This is a genomic window from Mangrovicella endophytica, from assembly GCF_002893625.1.
Lineage (GTDB): Bacteria > Pseudomonadota > Alphaproteobacteria > Rhizobiales > Rhizobiaceae > Mangrovicella > Mangrovicella endophytica.
The window spans coordinates 369,077-391,005 of the sequence record NZ_PKMZ01000002.1 but is presented as its reverse complement, the minus strand read 5'-3'; the positions used below and the strand labels follow the sequence as shown (position 1 = coordinate 391,005).

The following is a 21,929-nucleotide window of genomic DNA, read 5'->3' as shown; positions in this document are numbered from 1 at the left end:
GCCGGAATGGCCGCTGCGGCTAACGACTGATCCCGCGACGGGTTCCGTCACTCCCTGCTCGGTTACCCGCCAGCCCAAGGCCTGCGCTGCCTGCGGCCGCAAATCCATCAGTCGCGTCTAGATTGTCACGGCAAAGGTTACCGCTTGTTCAGGAACCGTTCAGGCCTGCACTGGTTCACTTTCCAACAGCTCAAAGGTCAGGAGGTTCGTGTGCGATTTCTCAAATCATTAGGCGTGAAGGTACTGGCGGTGGCCCTCGCCTTCTCGGCAGCACCTGCCGCCGTGCCGTCGAGTGTTCCCGTGATCGGCGTCTCGGAAGCGCAGGCGCAGCATTTCGATGGCCGCCGCCACTTTCGCGGCAACCGTCACTGGCGTGGTAATCGCCACTGGCGCGGCAACCGGCACTGGCGCGGCAACCGGCACGGGTGGCGCCGTCACCACAACCGCTACTACGGCCGCCACTATTACCGGCGCCATCATCACAATCATGGCGGCGCAATCGCCGGCGCAATCATCGGTCTCGGGGTCGGTGCGGCGATCGCCAACAGCGGCCCACGCTACTATGCGGCGCCGCGTCCCTATAGCCGCGCCTGGTATCGCTATTGCGCCTCGAAGTATCGCTCCTTCGACGCCCGCTCGGGCACGTACCAGCCCTATAGCGGCCCCCGTCGTCTCTGCCGCTAAGGCTGGCGACCCTTCATCCGACACGACAAAGGGCCGGCGGAGCGATCCGCCGGCCCTTTGCTGTCACGGAAACCGCTGAGCCGAAGCCGTGAGGGCGGGACGCCCTACCCCTCCAGCGGCTGCGTCATCGCGCCGAGCCACTCGGCCGCGGCGGACTCCAGAAGCGGCGTGAGCAGCGCCCGCACCTCGGCATGGTAATTGTCGATCCACAGCCGCTCGCTACGCTCCAGCATGGACGGCACGATCAGCCGCCGGTCGATCGGAGCGAAGGTCAGCGTCTCGAAGGCGTGCATCGGCAGGTCGCCACCCTCGATCGGGCTCGGCGCCTGTGTCAGGATCAGGTTCTCGATACGGATGCCGTAGGCGCCCTCGCGGTAGTAGCCGGGCTCGTCCGACAGGATCATGCCGGTCTCGATCACCGCCATGCCCCGCCGCGAGATGGAGACCGGCCCTTCATGGACGGCGAGGTAGGCACCCACGCCATGGCCGGTGCCGTGGGCATAGTCGAGGCCCGCCTTCCACAGCGCGATGCGGGCCAACACGTCGATGTCGACCCCGCGCGTGCCCTTCGGGAAGCGCGCTGTCGCGATCGCGATCATCCCCTTGAGCACGAGCGTGAAGCGCTGCCGCATCTCCTCGCTCGGCGTGCCGATCGGCACGGTGCGGGTGATGTCGGTGGTGCCGTCCTGGTACTGCGCACCCGAATCGATCAGGAAAAGCTCGCCCGCTCCAAGCGGCCGGTTGCTCTCGCGATTGACCCGGTAATGCACGATCGCGCCGTTCGGCCCCGATCCGGCGATTGTGTCGAAGGACACGTCGCGCAGCGGCATTCCGTCCTTTTCCGCGGCCTGCGCACGGAAGGCTTCCAGCGTCTCCGCGGCCTCGATCTCGGTGACGCTGCCCGGCGTCTGGTTGTCCAGCCAGTGGAGGAAGCTCGTTATTGCAGCGCCGTCGCGCCGATGCGCGGCGCGTGAGCCCGCGATCTCCGCTTCGTTCTTGCGCGCCCGGGGCACGCGAGCCGGATCGGGCTTCTCCACCACGGTGCCGCCGGCCTCGGTGACGAGCGCCGCGATCCGGTCGGCGCCGAGACTCGGGTCGAGGAGGACGCGCGCGCCCTTCGCTGCGCTCCGCAACACCCGTTCGAACGCCTCGGGCGCTGCGAGCTCGCAGAGCGCGCTCAGATGCGCCGTCGCTGCACTGTCCAGCTTGTCCGGATCGATGAACAGGCTGTGCCGGCCGTCACGGCCGATCAGCGCGAAGGACAGCGGCAGCGGCGTGTGCGAGACGTCGCTGCCGCGGATGTTGAAGGTCCAGGCCACCGAGGACGGATCGGTGAGGACGGCATAGTCGCCGCCGCCTTCGCCGATCGCCGCCTGCAGCTCGGCGAGCTTCTCGGCCGCGGATTTGCCCGCCAGCGCCTCGGGCTGGACGCTGACGGCGCCCTTCGGCGGCGCCGGCCGCTCGTTCCAGATCCGGTCGACAGGATTGGCCTTCAGCGCAACGAGCGCGCCGCCGGTCGATTCCAGCGCCTGCCGCAGCGCCCGCACCTCGCCCAGCGTATGCAACCACGGGTCGAAGCCGATCCTGAGCCCGCTCGCGTTCTGGCGGAGCCACTCGGCCAGCGGCATCTCGACCGAGCTTTCCGGGGTGAAGACGCTGAGGTCCACCTGCGAGCGCACCTGCAGCGTGTAGCGGCCATCGACGAAGATCACGGCTTTGTCGGCGAGCACCAGCGCCATGCCGGCCGAGCCGGAGAAGCCGGTGAGCCACTGCAGCCGCGCCGCCGACGGCGCGATGTACTCGCCCTGGTGCTCGTCGGCGCGCGGCACGAGGAAGCCGTCGATACCGGCCTCCGCGAAGCCGGCACGCAGCTGCGCCACGCGCATGGCGCTGCGGCTGAAGTCGGTGATCTCGTCGAAGCTCTGGAACATGCCGTACCACTCTGTTCGCTCGCCCGAAGCAACCCGCCGGCCACTCCGCTGCGAAAGGTCGGCGACCGGTTTAGCGCAAGGTCGCACCAACGTTAACGGCGTATGACGCCAGCGGATTTGTGCATTGCAATATGCGGGATTCACCTATGCGCCTGGCAGGGTGGCTCGGCCCGGCCGGGGCCGCCATATTGCAAGCCATTGGGAGGGCTGACGCAAAGCCGATTCTGGAGCCAGCCATGACCACCACCACCATGACCGAACTCGGGGCACGCCCCGCGACCCGCAGGCAGAGCATGTTCCGTACCGCATACGACCGTGTCATCGAAGCGCGCGAGCGCCAGGCTCGGCGCTACGTCGCCAGCGTTCTCAACCTTGTTGATGCCGATGGCCGCCCGGCGTCCGATTTCGAGCGCAACTCGCTCTTCGAGCCGCGCCTTCCCGAGCGCAACTGACGCTCGAACAGTTCCAGTTCTGGGGCGCCGGCTGCAGCGATGTGGCCGGCGCTTTGCGTTTTGATCCTGCCTCAGCGCGTCAGGTGCAGCGTCACCCACTCGCCGCGCGTGAACGTCTCGCGGTGGATGAGCCCCGCCGCGTCGAAGGCGGCGAGGACGCCATCCCGCTGCGTCGTCAGAATGCCGGACAGAACGATGTCGCCGCCCTCTGCCAGATGATCGCCGAAGGCCGGCGCGAGATCGATCAGCGGACCGGCCAGGATATTGGCGACGATGAGGTCGAACGGCTCCGCCGCCTGGATCGCCGGCGCATCGAACCCGGTTGCGACCGCTGTCTCGACGAGATCGGCAACGCCGTTCAGCACGACATTCCCCTGCGCGACCTCCACCGCCACCGGATCGATATCCGTTGCCAGCACGGGGATGCCGCCGAGCTTGGCGATGCCGATCGCGAGCACCGCGCTTCCCGTCCCGAGGTCGAGCGCCTTGCCGATGCGGCGGCGCGACACCAGCATCTCGATCATCTCGAGGCACCCGGCCGTCGTGCCGTGATGTCCGGTCCCGAAGGCCTGGCCCGCCTCGATCTCGATCGATAGGTCTCCCGGCGCCACCTCGCCGCGATCATGCGAGCCATGGACGAGGAAGCGCCCGGCCCGCACCGGCTTCAGCTCGGCCAGAACCTGCGCCATCCAGTCGATGTCCGGCAGTTGCTCCTGCTCGAGCCCGACCGCGGCATCGCCGAGCACCGCTTCGACCTCGTGCCGCCGGTCGCCCTCGCGCGTGTCGAGATAGATCGACACCTCGTGGACGTCCGCGGCCTCGTCGATCTCGGTGATCGCGATCGGCGCGCCCTCGTCTTCGAAGGCGCTTTCCAGCACCGAGAACAGCCGTTGGGCCTCGGCCTGCGAACCGCGCCGAAAATAGCGCGTCTGCGTCACGCTCATGAGAATACCTTCCGTGCTGCTTCGCATCGCGCCGGTGCGCCGACCGTTTCCGCCGTCCATGACGAGGATCGCCAAATCCTCAGGAGGTCAGCCGCTCCAGCTTCTGGCGGGCGGTGTCCGGGTTCTCGCCATAAGCGATCGTTCCGGCGAGCTTGCCCTCGCCGTCGATCAGGAACACCGTCGCCGTGTGGTCCATGGTGTAGCTGTCGCCCTGCGGCACTTTGCGGGCATAGACGCCCCAGCCCTTTGCCATGGTGGAGACCGCCTCGGGGCTGCCGGTCAGCGCCTTGATGTCAGGGGAGACCGCCGAGACGTAGTCCTTCATCACCGCCGGCGTATCGCGCTCCGGATCGACGCTGACGAACACGACCTGCAGCACCTTGCCTTCGTCCTTCAGCGCCTTCTGGTGGCCGGCAAGTTCGAACAGCGTCGTCGGGCAGACTTCGGGGCAATGGGTAAAGCCGAAGAACACGGCCGCCGGCGTGCCGTCGCGCAGCACCGCCTCCGTCACCGGCTGATCGTTCTGGTCAACGAGGCTGAAGCCCGAGCCGTAAGGGGCCCCCTCGCCTCCGCCGGTATTGCTGGTCCGCCCGACGGCGAACAGCGCGATCGCGGCCCCGAGCATCAGGGCGACGATCGCCCAAAGGGCGACGCGGACAGCCGACAGGCCGCTCATGATCGATGTCTCCGTAGGACTTGAGGACGGCCGCAGCCTATCCACCGCCAGGCCACGCAAGGCAAGCCGCGGTCACCCGAACTCACAGGCAGGTGCGCAGACCGTCCTGGAGAAGCTGCATGAAGATGGTCTCGCCATGCGCGGCCCAGCCCCAGACGGCAAGCCCGGCAACCAGCGCCAGCGCGGCGAGACCGACAGTCATCCCGAGCACGGGGAGGGTGCGATTTGCGGCATCCGACATGGCCGGATTATAGGCCTCTGCATGCCCTTGCGCCAGCGCCGTCGCCGGCCAGCCTGCCGGAGCCGCCATGTCGCCGTCCCGTCCGCCCGAAGCTCCCGAGGAGGACCTGCGCTTTCGCTCCTCGGAGCCGCGCATCCATCCGAGCGCGGAGCTGAAGGAGGTCAAGCTCGGCCGCTATGTCGAGATCGGCCCGCGCACCATCCTGCGGGAGACGAGCGTCGGCGATTTCAGCTATTTCGAGCGCCAGGGCGAGGCGATCTACACCACGATCGGTCGCTTCTGCTCGATCGCCGCCAATGTGCGTCTGAACGCCCTCGCCCATCCCATCGAGCGGCTGACCACGCACAAGCTGAGCTATCGGCCGAACGAGTATTTCCGCTATCTCGGCGTCGATCAGGCCTTTCGCGAGCGCCGGCGCGACGCGAGCGTCACGCTCGGCCATGACGTCTGGATCGGCCATGGCGCCGTCGTCATGCCCGGGGTCACGGTCGGCAACGGTGCGGTGGTCGGCGCCAACGCGGTGGTGACGCGGGACGTTGCCCCCTTCACCATTGTGGCAGGCGCCCCGGCCCGTCTGCTGCGCCCGCGCTTTGATATGACCGTCGCGGCGCGCATCGAGCGCCTCGCCTGGTGGGACTGGCCGCACGAGACGCTGTTCGAGGCCGTCCCCGACATGCAGGCGCTGCCGATCGAGGCCTTCCTCGACCGCTGGGAAGCGCGTCAGCGCGGTTCGGACACGAAGAGGTAGACGAGCGCCGCTGCCGGGAAGGCCATGCCGAGAATGCAGAGACCGGGCCAGCCGAAGCTCTCCAGCACCGGGCTCGTCAGCGCGGAGCCCGCGGCGCCGCCGAGAAAGAACATCGTCATGTAGATGGAATTCAGCCGGTTCCGCAGCGCCGGATCCAGTTGGTAGATCTCGCGCTGGCCGATGACGAGGTTGGCCTGCGCGCCGAGGTCGATCAGGATGCCGGCCGCGACCAGCGCTGCGATGTGGCTCTGCCCGAGGATCGCCACCGCGAAGGCCCCGATTGCCGTCGCAATGGCTAGAATCGTCCCCCGGCGCGAATGGCCCCGGTCCGCCAAGCGCCCGGCGACCGGCGCGGCCAGCACGCCGAGAACCCCCGCCAGGGCAAACAGCGCGACGCCGTTGGAGGAGAGTTCGAAGGGCGGCCGAAGCAGGATCAGCGGCGCGCCGGTCCAGAACATCGAGAAGGATGCAAAGATCGCCGCATGGTAGAAGCCGCGGCGCCGCAGCACCGGCTGAGTCACGAACAGCCGCCCGAGCGAGGCGATCAGCGTGGCATAGCTCTGCCGCGGCGCGGTCGGCCGGTTCGGCAGCCACAGCAGGCAAGCGAATGCGAGCAGCGTGATCAGTCCCGCCGACAAGGCAAAGACGCCGCGCCAGCCGACATAGCCCGAGAGGAAGCTCGCGACGGGCCGCGCCAGCAGGATGCCGAGCAGCAGCCCCACCATGACGTTCCCGACGATGCGTCCGCGCGCATCGGGCGGCGCGAGGCTTGCGGCGAGCGGCACCAGCATTTGCGCCGCAGCTGAGGTGACGCCGACGATCGCCATGGCTGCGAAGAGGAGCGCCGCGCCGGGCGCCGCCGCCATGCAGATGAGGCTGAGCACGTTCGCCGCCATGGTAGCGATGATCAGGCGCCGGCTGTCGATGACGTCGCCGATCGGCACCAGCAGCAACAGCCCGATCGCATAGCCGATCTGCGACACCGTCACGATCGCGCTCTCGGAGGCGCGCGCCATGCCGACGCTGTCGCCGATCAGCGCGATCAGCGGCTGCGCGTAGTAGATGTTCGCCGCCAGCGCGCCGCAGCAGGTGGCGATCAGCACCGTCAGAAGGCTGCCGAGACCGGCCGCAGCGACGCCCTCGCCGCCGCGACGCATGACGTGTTCGGTGCTCATGGGGGAAAGCTCCGGATCGAAGGGTCCGCGTTGATAGGCCGGCTGCGCCGCCCTTCCAAGTGCGACGCAGTGTTCGCGATCGTCGCTTCGTGAGCCATCGCACTCGCCACCCTCTCGCACGGGCGCGCCCGCGTTCCCATATGGAGGCAAAATCAACGGGAGGACACCCATGACTTCGTCGCTGCGTCTCGGCACGCTCTTCACCTGCCTCTTCCTCGCCTTCAGCTTCGTCGGCGTGGATTTTGCCGAGGCACGGCGCGGCGGCAGCTTCGGCAGCCGCGGCTCGCGCACCTTCCAGAGCGCGCCGGTCACCCGCACTGCGCCGACCCAGTCTGCGCCGCTGGAGCGTTCGATGACGCCGCGCACGGGCAATCAGACCGGCTCCTTCGCCAACCGCTCTGCCACGCCGCAGCGGCCGGGCTTCTTCAACGGCTTCGGCGGCTCGCTCCTGCGCGGCCTCGCCATCGGCGGCCTCATCGGTCTCCTGTTCGGCGGCGGCTTCGGCGGCATGGCCGGCCTGTTCGGCATGATCCTGCAGATCGCGCTGATTGCCGTCGCCGCGATGTTCCTGATGCGGCTGTTCCGTCGCCGCTCGGCGCCGGCCTATGCGGGCGCCGGCCAGACCTATCGCGACAGCGGGCAGGATGCGCCGCGCGGCGCACCGGCGGGCCAGGGCAGCTTCCGCATTCCCTCGATCGGCTCGGGCAGCCGCTCCAACGCTGGCCCCGCCGCCGCGGCGGCAGCGTCCACGGCGCGGCCGGGCCAATCCGACGAGATCGGCATCACCCAACGTGACCTCGACACCTTCGAGCGCATGCTCGCTGAGGTGCAGGACGCATTCGGCCGAGAGGATTATGGGGCACTGCGCCGCATCACCACGCCGGAGATGATGTCCTACCTCGCCGAGGAGCTCGGCGAGAACGCCACCAACGGCCTGCGCAACGAGGTCTCGGACGTGAAGCTCCTGCAGGGCGACGTCGCCGAGGCCTGGAACGAGGACGGGCGCGACTATGCCACCGTCGCGATGCGCTATTCCTCGGTCGACGTCATGCGCGACCGCGCCACCGGTCGCATCGCCGCCGGCGCCAGCGCCGAGCCGAGCGAGACGACCGAACTCTGGACCTTCGTGCGTCGTCCCGGCACGGCCTGGACGCTGTCCGCGATCCAGGAGGCGTAAGCGGCGCGCCGTCGGACGTACAGCATCGAGCCGGCGACAGGCCGGCTCGATCTTCGGCGGCAAAGCTTCGATGGCGCCTCAATATCCCGCAGCATGCGCCAGTGCCGCCGCGCCTGCGCCGATCGCGATCACGCCGATCAGCGGCAGGCGGAGCGACAGGACGAGGCAGGCGAGCACGATCAACCGCTCCGCCCAGGTGCCGTCGACGAGCGAAGGCACGACGATCGTCGTCAGCACCGCCGCCGGCACGGCGTTGAGGCCCGCCTCCATACGCGGTGACAACTTGCCCGCACGGGCAACGATGAGATAGCCGCCGATCCGGGTGACATAGGTCAGGAGCCCGGAGAGGAGGATGATCACCCAGAGGTCGCTCATTCCGCCGGCCCGCGAAGCGGCGCCACGACAGCCACCAGGACGCCGCCCAGCGTGCCGAGCGTCACATGCCAGGGTGGCCCGAAGATCACATACACAGCGGTCGAGACGAAGGCGCTCGCCAGCGCGACCGGGTAGAACAGGCTGCGCGATCGAAATGCCATCAGCAGCGCCAGGAAGTAGACGGGCAGGATGACGTCGATGCCGAACGCCTTGGGATCGTCGATGAAGTCGCCGGACACGGCGCCGGCGAGCGACGTGCCGATCCAAACGGCATAGAGGCTGAGGGCGTAGGTGAAGAAGTAGGTCCTGGTGACGACGTGGTCCCGCGCCCGCGCCTCGACCGCGCCGAAGCTCGGATCGGTCAGGAAGTAGAAGGCGACCGCCTTCTGCAGCGGCGAGAAACGCTGGAGATGTCGCCCGGCTGAAGCAGAATAAAGAACGTGCCGGAAGTTGATGGCAAAGACCGAGAGCACAACCGCCAGGATCGGCGATCCGACGCCGATCAGTTCCAGCGCCGCGAGTTGGCTGGCCCCGGCATTGGCGGATACCGAGAAGCCGACCGCTTCCATGATGCTCAGTCCGCGGCCGGTCGCAACCGCCCCATAGAGCACCCCGAACGGGGCAACCGCGATGGCGACAGGCAGCAGGTGCCGAAGCGCCGCGCGGACTTCGGCGGAGTAATCGATCGGCAAGGGACAGCTTTCAGCGAACGGCGGGGGAACGGCAGCACGCTGAATATCAACTGGTTCGCCGGCCGTATAGCCGACGAGACGCGCGGGGCTGGCAGATCAGGGCCGTATGCCGCGCCCCCTACTTCGCGTCGATGACTTCCTTCCGGAAGGTGCCGATCACGATCTTCCACCAGTCGGCCGTGTCCTCGAAATTGGCGACGGTGACCCCGCCATAGAGGTTGATGTCCATCTCGACCGCGGGATTGCCCGAGTCGTCGATATAGGCGCGCGAGAAGCGCCGGTTGGAGTTCCAGCGGTTGATCGCTTCCGAAGTGGCCGTGACGCCCTCCCAGGCCGCATAGAAGCCGATCGACTTGCAGGCGGCCTGATCGTCGTTGCACTGGTAGAAGAAGACCGCATAGCCGGTCCCTTCGATCCGTCCCCGGATCATCGGCGCGCCATTCTCGGCCTTTTCCACCACGGCCGAGCCGAAGCCGCGCAGCGACTCGGCAATGCGCTCGGGCTCGGTGTTCTGATCGAACATCACATCGGCCGACCACGCGGGCGACGTTGCGGCAAGGCTGGTGCAGAGAACCGCGCCGAGAGCGGCGGCGGCGACGCGGATTCGGTAGCTCATCGATCGTCTCCGAAGGTGGCGATCATTCATAGAGCATTTCCGCCGTGATCGGTATAGGCCGGCGCAGGGCCGGAACGCGCCTCTGTCGCCGTTATCCCAACCGACCGGTGCGTGACGACAGGCGGCCAGCCGCGGCGTCCGCTATCGCCTCCCCCCGCCGCAGCCGGGCGGTCACGCAGAGCCGCCCGTACAGCCGGGCGCCCTACATCCCAATCCGCGCGAACCAGGCATCCTCGTCGATCACCTCGACGCCGAATTCGGTCGCCTTGGCGAGCTTGGACCCGGCGCCCGGCCCCGCCACCACGAGGTCGGTCTTGCGCGAGACGGAGCCGGCAACCTTCGCCCCCAGCTTCTCGGCCATGGCCCCTGCCTCCTCCCGGGTCATGCGCACCAGCGAACCCGTGAAGACGATCGTCTTGCCGACGACCGGAGAGGAGGCCGGCGGCGGCGCGGCGCGCTCGTTGGTGGTGGACACGCCCGCGTCGAGCAGCGCTTCGACCGCTTCACAGTTGTGCTTCTCGGTGAAGAAGTGGATCAGCGACAGCGTCGCAACCGTCCCGATGTCGCTGTCGCCGGTGAGGTCGAGGAAGGCCTTGCCCGGTGCCTGCCCCACGGCGCGGGCGATCGCCTCGCGCAAAGCCGCGCCGTCCTCGCCATAGCGCTCGCGCAGGGCGACCCGCTGGTTCGCCTTCAGGCCAAGGCTCGGGTCGCGCAGCGGCTGCCAGTCGGGGTCGGCGAGCTTGGCGGCATCGACGCTCATCAGCCGCTCAAACGTGTTGCCGCCGATGCCGCGCAGCGCGCTGAGCTCCGCCCAGTCCTCGCCCGGCTGGCCCTCGCGAGCCGCATCGACCCCGGCAATCAGTGCGCGAACATCGTCGAAATGGCGCGCCAGCGCCTTGGCCGAGCTTTCGCCGATCTCCGGTATGCCGAGCGCAAAGATGAAGCGCTCCAGCGCCACCGTCCGCCGCGCCTCGATGGCGGCGAGAAGGTTCTGCGTCACCGTGGTGTAGTCGTAGTCCTTGCGTTTGCCGCGTTCCTTCGGCGGCAGCCCACGCTGCGCCCGTTCGGCATTCTCGGCCGCCTCGCGCGCGTCGCGCAGCGCCAGATGGTGGCGGCCGACGGCCTCCTTCAGCGCCTCGAAGTCGAGGCGGAAGATGTCCGCGGGCTGCTTCACCAGCCCGGCATCGAAGAGCGCCTCCACATAGATGTCGCCAAAACCCTCGATGTCGAAGGCGTTGCGGGAGACGAAGTGCTTCAGCCCCTCCTTTCCCTGCGCCGGGCAGGTCAGCCCTGCCGTGCAGCGCCGCACCGAATCGAGCCGGCCGGTGCGCGGGTTGATCTCGCGCACCGCGGTGGAATGGCAGATCGGGCAATGATCGGGATAGCGATAGGGCTCGGCGCCCTTCGGCCGCTTTTCCTCCACGACGTCGACCACCTGCGGGATGACGTCGCCGGCGCGCTGGATCACCACCGTGTCGCCAATGCGGATGTCGCGGCCGCCGCGGATCGGCTGCCCGTCGGCATCGCGCCCGGCAATATAGTCCTCGTTGTGCAGCGTGACGTTGGAGACGACGACGCCGCCGACCGTCACCGGCTGCAGCTTGGCGAGCGGCGCCAGCTTGCCGGTGCGCCCGACATTGATGACGATCTCGCGCACCACCGTCGTGGCCTTCTCGGCCGGGAACTTGTGGGCGATCGCCCAGCGCGGCGCCCGCGACACGAAGCCGAGGTCGCGCTGGAACGACAGGTCATCGACCTTGTAGACGACGCCGTCAATGTCGTAACCGAGGCTGGAGCGCTGCGCCTCGATCAGCCGGTAGTGCTCGATCAGCCCTTCCACCGTCTCCAGCCGCTGCATCAGCGGCTCGGCCCTTCCGTCCTGCGGCACGACGTTGGTGCGGAAGCCCATCTTATCGAGCGCCTGCACCACCTCCGTCTGCGTCTTGCCCGGCAGCGCACTGGTCTCCCCCCAGGCATAGGCGAAGAAGCGCAAGGGCCGCGCGCGCGTCACCGCCGGGTCCTTCTGGCGCAGCGATCCCGCCGCCGCGTTACGCGGGTTGGCGAACTGCCGGATTTTCGGGCTGAGCGTGGATTCGGCGCTCCCCGAGCCCGCCTCCTCCGGCGCCTCATCGTCAGCCGCGTCGCCTTCGGCCGGCGTCTCGCCGTCGGAGTCCCCCACCGGCACCAGCTCGGCCGCCATCGCCAGCCGCTCGTTCAAGGCCGCGAAATCCGCATGGGTCATGTAGACCTCGCCGCGCACCTCGAAGACATCCGGCCGCGTGCCGCTGAGGCGATGCGGAATGTCGCCGATCGTCAGGGCGTTCGCCGTCACGTCCTCACCCACCGCACCGTCGCCGCGCGTCGCGGCCGAGACGAGCCTGCCCTTCTCGTAGCGCAGCGACAGCGACAGCCCGTCGATCTTCGGCTCGGCGGTGATCGCAAGCTTGGCGTCTTCCTCGAGGCCGAGGAAACGGCGCACGCGCCGGGCAAAGTCGGCGACGTCCTCGTCGGTGAAGGCGTTGTCGAGCGACAGCATCGGTACGGCATGCCGCACCTTGGCGAACTTCGCCGAGGCCGAGGCGCCGACGCGAAGGCTCGGCGAATCCGCGCGCACGAGAGCCGGAAAGCGCTGCTCGATGGCAAGGTTGCGGCGGCGCAGCGCGTCGTAGTCGGCATCTGAGATCGTCGGGGCGTCCTCGCCGTGGTAGCGGCGGTCATGCTCGGCGATCTCCGCGGCCAGCCGCTGCAGCTCGGCCGCCGCCTCGGCCTCGGTCAGCGCGTCGACTGCCGTGCCGGCGCCCTTCGCTGCTGTCGCCATGCCGTATCCGCTCCGTCGTTCGGGCCGTGGTTCAGGATGAGCGCGTAAGAACGCCGAGAAACGTTAAGGGAAGCGCAACGCGGCCTCACCGTCCAGAGACGTGCCGCGATTGTGACGCCGAGTTCAGGCTCCAGCGCCGATCAGCCGCGACGCCGCCGCCCGCGCCTCGTCGGTGACGACGTCGCCAGCGAGCATCCGAGCGATTTCCTCGCGCCGGCCCTCCTCCGCGATGACGGCGACCCGTGTCGCCAGGCGCTCGCCATCGGCCTCCGCCTCGCTCTTGGAGATCAGGAGATGCGTCGAAGCGCGCGCCGCCACCTGCGGCGCATGCGTCACCGACAGCACCTGCACGCCCGCTGCCAGCCGCGCCAGCCGCCGCCCGATCGCATCGGCAACCGCGCCGCCGACGCCCGTGTCGATCTCGTCGAAGACCAGCGTCGGCGCCGAGCCGCGGTCGGCGAGCGCCACCTTCAGCGCCAGGAGAAAGCGCGACAGCTCGCCGCCGGACGCGACCTTCATCATCGGCCCGGCGCGCGTGCCGGGATTGGTGCGCACGAAGAACTCGACCGTATCGATGCCGGCCGCCGAGGGCGTCTCGGGATCGCTCGTCATCTCCACGATGAAGGCGGCCCGTTCCAGCTTCATGTCCGGAAGCTCGGCCATGACGGCGCCTTCCAGCAGCCGCGCCGCCGTCTTGCGCTTCTCCGAAAGGTCTCTCGCCAGCGCATCGAAGGCCTGCCGCAGGCGTCCGACCTCGGCCTCGAGACGCCCCAGCGCCTCCTCGCCGGCATCGACCTCGGCGAGATCGCCGATCATCCGCGCCGTTAGCTCCGGCAGGTCGTCCACGGGAACGGCAAACTTGCGCCCCGCGGCGCGCAGCGCGAACAGCCGTTCCTCGGTCTCCTCCAGCGCGCGCGGATCGAATTCCAGCGAGCGCAGCGCCGACTGCAGACCCATCTGTGCGTCCGAGAGGGCATCGAGTGCCGCATCCAGCCGCTCGATCGGCTCGTCGAGAAGGCCCGGCAGCTCGTCGCGCTTGCGATCGAGCCGCTTCAGGAGGCCCGCAAGGCCGGGGATGGGCGAGGTCGTGCCGGCGAGCTGCTCATGCGCCTCGGCAACGTCGGTCGCGATCTTCTCCGAGCGCATCATCACCTGCCGCCGCGCCGCAAGCTCCTCCTCCTCGCCGGCGATGGGCGCGAGGTCGGACAGCTCTTCCACCGAAGCGCGGAGATAGTCCGCCTCGCGCGCCGCGGCCTCCACCTTGGCGCGGTGGCGGCGCAGTTCCGCCTCGGCGCTCTTCCAGTCGGCATGGGCGCGCGCAGTCGCAGCTGCCTCCGCCTGGAGGCCGCCGAAGGCGTCGAGCAGGGAGCGGTGCGCCTCCGGATCGACGAGCGCGCGGTCGTCGTGCTGGCCGTGGATCTCCACCAGCCCCGCACCGACGTCCCGCATCAGGGACACGCTGGATGGCCGGTCGTTGATGAAGACGCGGGTGCGCCCGTCGGCGCTCTGCACGCGGCGCAGGATCACGTCGCCATCGTCCTCGAAGCCGTTCTCGGCCAGGACCCGGCGCGCCGGATGGTCGCCGGCAAGATCGAAGACGGCGGTGACCTCGCCCTGTTTGGCGCCGTGGCGCACCAGGCCGCCATCGCCGCGCCCGCCAAGGGCGAGCGACAAAGCATCGAGCAGGATCGACTTGCCAGCGCCCGTCTCGCCGGTGAGCACCGAGAGCCCGCCGGTCAGCGACAGATCGAGACGTTCGATGAGGACGATGTCGCGGATCGAAAGGTGAACAAGCATGCCGTGATGTCGCTACGCCCGGCGTGGCGCTGACGCAACCGGTGCGGCGTCATAGATAGGCGCTGGCGCCGAAAACGCAAAGGCGGCGGCACCGCAGTGCCACCGCCTTTCGCATCAAACCGAAGCCCGGCTTTGCCGGAGAGCCGCAGCAGGGCGCCACCTTGCGGCGGCACCGGCGGGTCTTTGCTCAGGCGCCAGTGATCTTCTTGCCGATGCCGGAGAACCAGGAGCTGGCGCCGGGCGCACTCGGGCGCAGGCCCTTGCTCTCCAGAAGGGCGTAGGAGTCCTTGTACCACGGAGAATCCGGGAAGTTCTGGCCGAGCACCGAGGCCGAAGCCTGCGCCTCCTGGGTCAGGCCCATGGCGTAGTAGGCCTCTGTGAGGCGGGAGAGCGCCTCCTCCACCTGCCGCGTCTCGCTGTAGTTCTCGACGACATTCTTGAAGCGGTTGATCGCCGCGATGTACTCGCGCCGCTCCAGGTAGTAGCGGCCGACCTGCATCTCCTTGCCGGCGAGCTGGTCGCGCGACATGCGGATCTTGGAGCGCGCATCCTCGGCATATTCGCTGTCGGGATAGCGGTCGATCACCTCCTGCATCGCCGCCGCGGCACGCGCAGCCGACTTCTGGTCGCGGGTGACGTCCGGGATCTGGCGGTAGTAGGAGAGGCCGATGATGTATTGCGCGTAGGCCGCTTCGTCCGAGTTCGGGTACAGCGACAGGTAGCGCTTGGAGGTGTTGACCGCCTCGTCATACTCGCCGCTGCGGTAGCTGGTGAAGGCGCGCATCACCAGCGCCTTGCGCGCCCATTCGGAATACGGATGCTGGCGGTCGACGGCGTCGAACTTCTTGCCAGCCTCAGTCAGCCGGCCGCCTTCGAGATTGGCAAGGCCTTGGTTGTAGAGAACGTCCGCGGGCTCGGTCTGCGCAGCCAGCGCCAGAGCGTCCACGTCGTCGTCCTTGCCGGACAGGCAGCCCGACAGCGTCAACGCGCTGCCGCCGAGAAGGCCTGCCAGCACCAGCCGCGCCAGCACCGACGGTGCGGCGCGCGACGACGAAAGCTTGCTCATGATCAGCGCTTCCCCTGCTCTTTCCAAGGCCCGCATTCCTACGTCAGCCCCCCGGCCCCGACAACGGTTGAAGCGCGGTTAAGACGCCTTTTTTGTGGCGTCAGGCTAACGGGCGGCCGGGTGTGCCCTACGTCATCCGGCTCGTTGCGGCAATCGTCGTCACCAGCCGGGCAAAACGACAACGCCCGCCGCGAAGGGGTCGCGACGGGCGCCGTCAGGAAAATCGAGCGGCCGAGGCCGCTGGAGTCAGAGCGTCTGCGGCCCGTAGGCGGCGACCGCGACCAGCGGCGAGTGGCGCAGCGGCTCGCGGCGGCGCGCCGGTGCCTCGACGATCTCGTAGGCGCGGCGGTCGGAGAGCAGCGCCTGCAGCGTCAGCGCGTTCAGCTTGTGGCCGCCGCGATAGGAGCGGTAGCAGCCGAGGATGCGCTCGCCCGCCAGCGCCTGGTCGCCGACGGCGTCCAGCATCTTGTGGCGGACGAACTCGTCCTTGTAGCGCAGGCCATCCGGATTGATGATGCGGCCGTCCTCACCGATCACCACGGAGTTGTCGAGCGAGGAGCCCAGCGCGTAGCCGGAGGCCCAGAGACGCTCGACGTCCTTCATGAAGCCGAAGGTGCGGGCGCGGGCGAGTTCCTGGCGGAAGCCGGCCGGCGACAGCTCGATGGCATAGGCCTGACGGCCGATCACCGGCGTCGGGAAGTCGATCTCGACCTCGAAGCGCGTCCCCGAATGGGGGCGGTACTCGGCGAAGGCGCCGTTCGGCAGCTCGACGCGGACCGGCTTCAGGACGCGGATGTAGCGGCGGCGGGCGCGCAGCTCGCGGATGCCGGCCTCCTCGATCGCCTCGACGAAGGCAGCCGAGCAGCCGTCCATGATCGGGGTCTCGGTGCCGTCGATCGCGACGATGACGTTGTCGATCTCCATGGCGTAGAGCGCCGCCATCAGATGCTCGATCGTGGCGACATGGGCGCCGTTGAGGTCGCCGATGATCGTCGACAGGTCCATCGCGGCGCCGCTGGTGGAGACGGCGGGAATCTCGTGGGTGATGCCGTTGGCGTCGCAGAGGTGGAAGACGATGCCCGTGTCGGCATCGGCCGGCAGAAGAGACAGCGAGACCGGAAGGCCGCGATGGACGCCGACGCCGTGGAAGTCGATCTGTGCGCCGATCGTCTGTTGGTACATCAACACTCTGCCATTCCTTTCCCACCGGCCCGAAAAAGGACTTGCCGCGAACCGGATGATCCGTGGCGTCCGTGCCGGAAAGAAGTTTCGCTGGTGCCCGGCCTCGCTCCCCCTTGAGCGCAACCGGGTCCGAAAACCCCCTGCTTTCTCACGGGTTTTTACGTGAGCAAGGCGTTGCAACCAAATCACGCTTTCTTACCCCATGTTACGGCAGACAGGGTTAAGCGGAGATAAATGGCATTTTAAACAATGTCTTAACAAAAAAGCCCGCCGTCCGGAGACGGCGGGCTCGTGTTGCGAAGCTGTAACAGAGCTGGATCAGTTGGCCTGGCGGCGCAGGAAGGCCGGGATTTCCAGCTGATCGTCCTCAGCGGCCGGGCGGACCTGCGACACCGGACGGGCGGCGGACTCGGCGGCCGCACGGCGCGGCGCATACGGGTTCGGCTCGACATGGGCCGGACGGCGCTGCTCCTGAGGCTTGGCGGCACGCGCGGCGTCCGGCGCCAGCATGTCGTCCTCCTCGCGGCGCGACAGGCCCGTGGTCAGACGGCGCAGCAGGCCCATGGCACCCTTGTCGTCATGCGCGGCAGCGGGCTCCATCGCAGCCGTGCGACGCTCGATCTCCTGCTGCACGACCGGCGGGAAGTCCTCGACGCGCGGCATGCGCGGCGCAACCGCCTCGCGCTGGGCGGTCATCGGAGCAGCCGGGCGGGCAGCCGGCGCGACCTGGGCGATCTCGGCCTCGAGAGCGGCGGTGAAGTCGTCCTCGAGCTCCGGCGCGGCGGCCTTCGGCTGATGCTGCTCGGCGGTGAAGGACGGAGCGGCCATCATCGGCTGCGGCGCGACAGGCGCGGCGGCGGCGATCGCCGGGACGACCGGCTGCTGCACCGGGGCCGGACGCTGGGCAATAGCCTGCGTGCGCAGTTCGACCGGACGGTCGAAGACCTCCATCGCGGTCTTGTCGATGCCGGTGGCGACGACGGACACGCGGATGACGCCTTCCAGGCTCTCGTCGAAGGTGGCGCCGAGGATGATGTTGGCGTCCTGGTCGACCTCCTCGCGGATGCGGGTGGCGGCCTCGTCGACCTCGAAGAGCGTCAGGTCACGCCCGCCGGTGATCGAGATGAGCAGGCCCTTGGCGCCCTTCATCGAGGTCTCGTCGAGGAGCGGGTTGGCGATCGCCGCCTCGGCGGCGGCCATGGCGCGGCCCTCGCCGGACGCTTCGCCCGTGCCCATCATCGCCTTGCCCATCTCGCGCATCACCGAACGGACGTCGGCGAAGTCGAGGTTGATCAGACCTTCCTTGACCATCAGGTCGGTGATGCAGGCGACGCCCGAATAGAGCACCTGGTCGGCCATGCCGAAGGCGTCCGCAAAGGTCGTCTTGTCGTTGGCGATGCGGAAGAGGTTCTGGTTCGGGATGACGATGAGCGTGTCGACGTTCTTCTGCAGCTCCTCGATGCCCTGCTCGGCGATGCGCAGACGGCGCTGTCCCTCGAAGTGGAACGGCTTGGTCACGACGCCGACGGTCAGGATGCCCTTTTCGCGGGCCGCGCGGGCCACGACCGGAGCAGCGCCCGTGCCGGTGCCGCCGCCCATGCCGGCGGTGACGAAGCACATATGCGAGCCGAGCAGGTGATCGCAGATCTCGTCGAGGGACTCTTCCGCGGCGGCGCGGCCGACCTCGGGCTGCGAGCCGGCGCCGAGACCCTCGGTGACGGCGACGCCCATCTGGATCACGCGTTCGGCGCGGGAGGACCGCAGAGCCTGCGCATCGGTGTTGGCGATCACGAACTCGACGCCTTCGAGACCGGCGTTGATCATGTTGTTGACCGCATTGCAGCCGCCGCCGCCGACACCGAACACGGTGATGCGCGGCTTCAGCTCGGTGATGTCCGGCTTCTGCAGATTGATGGCCATGGCCTTGGTTCCTCTTCGATCTATGGCCGTCTCGCCGCGCCGGCCGTTGGTCTTCATGATGCGCCCGGCGCGCGGCGCGCACCGTGTGGAGTGGCGGGCGAACCCGCCGGAAACTTAGAAGCTGCGTTTCAGCCAGGCGCCGAAGCGCCCGACACTGGTTCTCTCGTCGACCGCGAAGGCGGCCGGCGACGTTCTCGCCACGTATTCGGTCTGGGCCACCTGCGGGTAGATCAGGAGGCCGACGGAAGTCGCGAAGGCGGGGCTCTTGTTGGCCGGGCTGAGGCCCGAGACGCCGACCGGGCGGCCGAGGCGCACATTGCGCTGCATCACCGCCTTGGCCGTCTCGTTCAGTCCGGCGAGCTGGCTGGCGCCGCCGGTCAGGACGACGCGCTTGCCGATGACATGGCCGAGGCCTGAGGCCGCCAGCCGGTCGCGGATCAGCTCGAACGTCTCCTCGACGCGCGGGCGGATGATCTTGGCGATCAGCGAACGGGCGACGCTGACCGAGGTCTCGTCACCCTCCTGGCCGAGCGGCGCGACCTGCACCGGCTCGCGGTCGTCCATCAGCTCCGACAGCGTGCAGCCATGCATCACCTTCAGCCGCTCGGCATGTTCCGGGCGCAGCGACAGGCCGCGCGCCAGGTCCATGGTGATGTGGTTGCCGCCGAGCGCGACGGAGTCGGCATAAACGAAGCGGCCGTTCTGGAAGATCGAGATCGTCGTCGAGCCGCCGCCCATGTCGATGCAGGCCGAACCCATCGCGGCTTCGTCGTCGACGAGCACCGAGAGGCCGCTGGCATAGGGGGTGGCGACAAAGGCCTCGACCACCAGGTGGGCGCGGTTCACCGCCGCCTCGAGGTTGCGCAGCGGCGTTTCCTCGGCGGTGAGGACGTGCATGTCCGCGCCCAGGCGCTCGCCGACCATCCCCTGCGGGTTCTCCAGGCCGTTCTCGCCGTCGAGGAAGATCTCGAACGGGATCGAGTGCAGCGCGATGCGGCCGTGCTCGATCGGCGTCTGTGCCGCCAGCGAGAAGACGCGGTTCATGTCGGCTTCGGTGACGGCATTGCCGCGCGTCGCCACCTCGGCGCGGCCGCGCAGGCTCTTCAGCCGCCCGGCGGTGACCGAGACGATGAGCGACTCGATGGTGAGGCCTGCCATCCGCTCGGCCGCGTCGACGCAATGGCGGATCGAATGCTCGGCCGCTTCGAGGTCGACGACGACGCCCGACTTGATGCCGCGCGAACGCTGGTGGCCGACGCCGATCACCTCGATCGTGTGGGTGCGGTTCGGCAGCACCTCGCTGTCGGGACGCGGCTTCAGCCGCCCGATCAGGCAGGTGACCTTGTCGCTGCCGACGTCGAGCACTGAGATGATGCGCGAGCGCCGGCGCGACAGCGCCTTCATCCGGGGCAGCTTGTCGTTCGTCCGGGAGAAAACGCTCATACCGGATTCTCCTTCTTGCTGCGCTTGAGGAGCTTCTCGCGCTCCTTCAGCGCCGCATTGCGCCGGACGAGGGAATCCGGCGTCAGCTTGATCACCATCCGGTCGGCAAGCCGCACGTCGACCGCAGCGATGTCGCGGGACAAGAGACCGGTCTCACGGTCCATCCGCGCCACCTCGGCCGCCGCTTCCACGGGCTGGTCCTCGGGCAGGCGGATAGTGACGCCGTTGTCCAGTCGCATGTCCCAGCGCCTGTCGCCGACGCGAATATACGCCTTCACCCTTGCGCGAAGCTCGGGCAGCGCATCCATCTGGTCGAGCAGCTCGGCCGCGTGCGCCGCAGCTCCGGTGCCGACCATCAGCGGCAGCGTCGAGTAGCGGCCGAAGCTGTAGGGCACGATCTCCCGGCCGGCCTTGTCGACGATGAAGAGCTCGCGGCCCTTCTGCCAGAGCGCGTAGGGCTGGTGCTCGACGAGCTTGATGACGACGCGGTTCGGATAGATCTTCGAGATCGCCGCGCTCTCGATCCAGGGCATCGCCTCCAGCGTCGCGCGGGCAGCCTCCGGGTCAAGCGAGGGCAGGCTCGTCGAGCCGGTCGACCAGAGTGCCTGCAGCACGTCGATCTCGGAGGTCTCGCGATTGCCGGAGACGTCGATGTCGTCGATCGAGAAGCCGAAAGGCTGGGCGATCTCGTCGATCACCGCCGTCGTATGACCGCCGAGCGACATGCCGTAGAGGCCGGTGGCGCCGAGCACCACGACGATGACGGTGCCGAAGCGCGGCGTCGGCAGGCGCGACAGCGCCTCGGCCGTCGCGACGGCGCGCCGGCGGGCCATGGAGAGCTTGAAGGCGAGCCGCCCCTGCGGCCGCTCACCCTCGCGAAACGCGAGACGTTCGGGTGCGGTCAGCGCCGGCATGACGCGTCCTCCACCATCCAGGTCAGGAGCTGGCCGAAGCTGTGGCCAGCTTCGGCGGCGATGTCGGGAACGAGCGAGGTCGGCGTCATGCCCGGCTGGGTGTTGACCTCCAGCCAGATGATCTCGCCGCCTTCGCCGAAACGGTCGTCGTAGCGGAAGTCGGAGCGCGAGACGCCGCGGCAGCCGACCGCCTGATGCGCCGCCAGTGCATATTCCTGCACCTTCCGGGCGATCTTGGCGGGGATCGCCGCCGGGATCTCGTGGCGCGAGCCGCCCGGCGCATATTTGGAATCGTAGTCGTAGAAGGTGTGGCCTTCGGTGGTGATCTCGCAGACGTTCAGCGCGACGTCGCCCATCACGGCGCAGGTCAGCTCGCGGCCATGGATGAAGCGCTCCACCATGACGATGTCGCCATACGGCCAATCGGAGGCGAAAAGCTGCTGCGGCGGGGTCGGATGGTTCTCGCGCACGATCAGGACGCCGAAGCTCGAGCCCTCGGCCACCGGCTTCACGACATAAGGCGGCTGCATCACATGCGCCTCGGCCGCGTCGAGCCGGTGCATGATCTTTGCCTCGGCGACCGGCACGCCGGCGGCTTTCGCGACGAGCTTGGCCTTGGCCTTGTTCATCGCCAGCGCCGAGGCGAGCACGCCGGAATGCGTGTAGGGGATTTCCAGATATTCCAGAATGCCCTGGATGGTGCCGTCCTCGCCGAACGGCCCGTGCAGCGCGTTGAAGGCGACATCAGGCTTCAGCTCGGCAAGCGTCCGGGCGACGTCGCGATCGACGTCGACGCGCGTCACCTGGAAGCCCTCCGCTTCCAGCGCGTCGGCGCAGGCATTCCCGGAGGCGAGGCTCACCGGCCTCTCCGAGGAAAATCCGCCCATCAACATCGCGACATGCTTGGTCATCGACCGTTTTTCCGCCTCAACGAGGTTAGCGGATCATTCATGCCGTGCGGATGGTTAAACGGTGGTTAAGGCGATTCACGCATTGAAAGAAAATCGTAACAGCAGCTGTTAACCACTGAGCGGAAAGGCCTTTCGGACTTGCCGCCGTCTCGCGGAAGTGATGCCGG

At 68.4% G+C, this 21,929-nt stretch carries 20 protein-coding genes; 4 read left to right on the top strand and 16 right to left on the bottom strand.

The genetic code is table 11. The features are described from left to right. Positions 1-210 precede the first annotated feature (210 nt). Complete coding sequence (locus C0R46_RS07440; protein WP_157944579.1) at positions 211-684, top strand: BA14K family protein; 474 nt, start codon at positions 211-213, stop codon at positions 682-684. A gap of 104 nt (positions 685-788) precedes the next feature. Here C0R46_RS07440 and C0R46_RS07435 read toward each other — a convergent pair whose 3' ends face one another. Further along, the gene (locus tag C0R46_RS07435) at positions 789-2,615 is read right to left on the bottom strand and encodes an aminopeptidase P family protein (protein ID WP_102958959.1); all 1,827 of its coding nucleotides are present in this window, start codon (positions 2,613-2,615) and stop codon (positions 789-791) included. 236 nt (positions 2,616-2,851) lie between these two features. Here C0R46_RS07435 and C0R46_RS07430 point away from each other — a divergent pair, with 236 nt between their 5' ends. Continuing rightward, a complete protein-coding gene (locus C0R46_RS07430; protein WP_102958958.1) occupies positions 2,852-3,067 on the top strand; it encodes a hypothetical protein in 216 nt (71 codons plus the stop codon). Positions 3,068-3,138: 71 nt separating this feature from the next. Here C0R46_RS07430 and C0R46_RS07425 read toward each other — a convergent pair whose 3' ends face one another. The 3 genes from C0R46_RS07425 to C0R46_RS07415 form a co-directional block, all read right to left on the bottom strand. After that, positions 3,139-4,005: a 50S ribosomal protein L11 methyltransferase gene (locus tag C0R46_RS07425; protein WP_425349874.1), complete on the bottom strand. Its 867-nt coding sequence runs from the start codon at positions 4,003-4,005 to the stop codon at positions 3,139-3,141. Positions 4,006-4,090: 85 nt separating this feature from the next. Further along, positions 4,091-4,678, bottom strand: coding sequence for an SCO family protein (locus tag C0R46_RS07420; RefSeq protein ID WP_198598282.1), 588 nt, complete (start codon positions 4,676-4,678; stop codon positions 4,091-4,093). A gap of 91 nt (positions 4,679-4,769) precedes the next feature. Next, positions 4,770-4,997, bottom strand: coding sequence for a hypothetical protein (locus tag C0R46_RS07415; protein WP_102958956.1), 228 nt, complete (start codon positions 4,995-4,997; stop codon positions 4,770-4,772). On the opposite strand from C0R46_RS07415, the gene C0R46_RS07410 reads away from it, so the two are divergent. Beyond that, positions 4,996-5,676, top strand: coding sequence for a DapH/DapD/GlmU-related protein (locus C0R46_RS07410; protein WP_102958955.1), 681 nt, complete (start codon positions 4,996-4,998; stop codon positions 5,674-5,676). The genes C0R46_RS07415 and C0R46_RS07410 overlap by 2 nt on opposite strands. On the opposite strand, the gene C0R46_RS07405 is transcribed toward C0R46_RS07410, so the two are convergent. Further along, entirely contained in the window at positions 5,649-6,851 is a 1,203-nt protein-coding gene (locus C0R46_RS07405; protein WP_102958954.1) for an MFS transporter, read from the bottom strand. The two genes, C0R46_RS07410 and C0R46_RS07405, sit on opposite strands and share 28 nt — an antisense overlap. A gap of 169 nt (positions 6,852-7,020) precedes the next feature. On the opposite strand from C0R46_RS07405, the gene C0R46_RS07400 reads away from it, so the two are divergent. After that, positions 7,021-8,028 carry a Tim44 domain-containing protein gene (locus C0R46_RS07400; RefSeq protein WP_102958953.1) on the top strand — a complete coding sequence of 336 codons (1,008 nt, stop codon included), beginning with the start codon at positions 7,021-7,023 and terminating at the stop codon, positions 8,026-8,028. Between the two features lie 78 nt (positions 8,029-8,106). On the opposite strand, the gene C0R46_RS07395 is transcribed toward C0R46_RS07400, so the two are convergent. The 11 genes from C0R46_RS07395 to C0R46_RS07345 all read right to left on the bottom strand — a co-directional run bounded on the left by C0R46_RS07395 (position 8,107) and on the right by C0R46_RS07345 (position 21,762). Then, positions 8,107-8,403, bottom strand: coding sequence for an AzlD family protein (locus tag C0R46_RS07395; RefSeq protein WP_102958952.1), 297 nt, complete (start codon positions 8,401-8,403; stop codon positions 8,107-8,109). Continuing rightward, entirely contained in the window at positions 8,400-9,095 is a 696-nt protein-coding gene (locus C0R46_RS07390) for an AzlC family ABC transporter permease (protein ID WP_102958951.1), read from the bottom strand. The genes C0R46_RS07395 and C0R46_RS07390 overlap by 4 nt, the downstream gene beginning before the upstream one ends. Before the next feature lie 118 nt (positions 9,096-9,213). Further along, entirely contained in the window at positions 9,214-9,711 is a 498-nt protein-coding gene (locus C0R46_RS07385; protein ID WP_157944578.1) for a YbjN domain-containing protein, read from the bottom strand. Between the two features lie 202 nt (positions 9,712-9,913). Continuing rightward, positions 9,914-12,529 (bottom strand): NAD-dependent DNA ligase LigA, encoded by a 2,616-nt coding sequence (gene ligA, locus C0R46_RS07380; RefSeq protein ID WP_102958949.1) that lies wholly within the window; start codon positions 12,527-12,529, stop codon positions 9,914-9,916. 123 nt (positions 12,530-12,652) lie between these two features. Beyond that, on the bottom strand, positions 12,653-14,326 hold the full coding sequence (gene recN, locus C0R46_RS07375) for a DNA repair protein RecN (RefSeq protein WP_102958948.1): 1,674 nt from the start codon (positions 14,324-14,326) through the stop codon (positions 12,653-12,655). 187 nt (positions 14,327-14,513) lie between these two features. After that, complete coding sequence (locus C0R46_RS07370; protein ID WP_102959255.1) at positions 14,514-15,392, bottom strand: outer membrane protein assembly factor BamD; 879 nt, start codon at positions 15,390-15,392, stop codon at positions 14,514-14,516. A gap of 246 nt (positions 15,393-15,638) precedes the next feature. Further along, on the bottom strand, positions 15,639-16,574 hold the full coding sequence (lpxC, locus tag C0R46_RS07365; RefSeq protein WP_198598280.1) for a UDP-3-O-acyl-N-acetylglucosamine deacetylase: 936 nt from the start codon (positions 16,572-16,574) through the stop codon (positions 15,639-15,641). Between the two features lie 318 nt (positions 16,575-16,892). Beyond that, on the bottom strand, positions 16,893-18,494 hold the full coding sequence (gene ftsZ / locus C0R46_RS07360) for a cell division protein FtsZ (protein WP_102958946.1): 1,602 nt from the start codon (positions 18,492-18,494) through the stop codon (positions 16,893-16,895). A gap of 114 nt (positions 18,495-18,608) precedes the next feature. After that, positions 18,609-19,937 (bottom strand): cell division protein FtsA, encoded by a 1,329-nt coding sequence (gene ftsA / locus C0R46_RS07355; protein ID WP_102958945.1) that lies wholly within the window; start codon positions 19,935-19,937, stop codon positions 18,609-18,611. Further along, positions 19,934-20,851: a cell division protein FtsQ/DivIB gene (locus tag C0R46_RS07350; RefSeq protein ID WP_245413462.1), complete on the bottom strand. Its 918-nt coding sequence runs from the start codon at positions 20,849-20,851 to the stop codon at positions 19,934-19,936. The genes ftsA and C0R46_RS07350 overlap by 4 nt, the downstream gene beginning before the upstream one ends. Further along, positions 20,839-21,762 (bottom strand): D-alanine--D-alanine ligase, encoded by a 924-nt coding sequence (locus C0R46_RS07345; protein WP_102958944.1) that lies wholly within the window; start codon positions 21,760-21,762, stop codon positions 20,839-20,841. Before C0R46_RS07345 ends, C0R46_RS07350 begins: the two co-directional genes overlap by 13 nt. Positions 21,763-21,929: the final 167 nt, after the last annotated feature.